This is a genomic window from Bradyrhizobium jicamae (assembly GCF_001440395.1).
Classification (GTDB): domain Bacteria; phylum Pseudomonadota; class Alphaproteobacteria; order Rhizobiales; family Xanthobacteraceae; genus Bradyrhizobium; species Bradyrhizobium jicamae.
In genome coordinates this window covers 15,216-15,482 of record NZ_LLXZ01000213.1, presented here as the reverse complement: position 1 = coordinate 15,482, position 267 = coordinate 15,216, and the positions used below count along the sequence as shown (strand labels likewise).

Below are 267 nucleotides of genomic sequence, written 5' to 3'. Positions count from 1 at the left end.
GTTTCGACCGATCACGGATGCGGCAACGGTTTACGGCTCAGCATCATATCGGGATACCCAGCAGGCGGCGCCCACAGCAGGCACAGAGGTTCTAATCAACGCTCGTACCGGTCGCTGTGATATGCGCCGGGAGACGCGCTATTCACGCTTCAAGGTGCGCATTCCTTCGGGGACGGATTGGTCATTCTGTGCCGGCATCGAGCCTGATGTTGTGCAGGGTGGTTATCTGTGACTGTCTATATTCCCGGTCTTACAGAAACCGACCTT

1 pseudogene is annotated in these 267 nt (G+C 56.6%); it reads left to right on the top strand.

The annotated features are described in order from the left end of the window. Positions 1-232 (top strand): annotated as a pseudogene (locus CQ12_RS47040) (hypothetical protein); the annotation flags it as partial. Between the last annotated feature and the right edge of the window lie 35 nt (positions 233-267).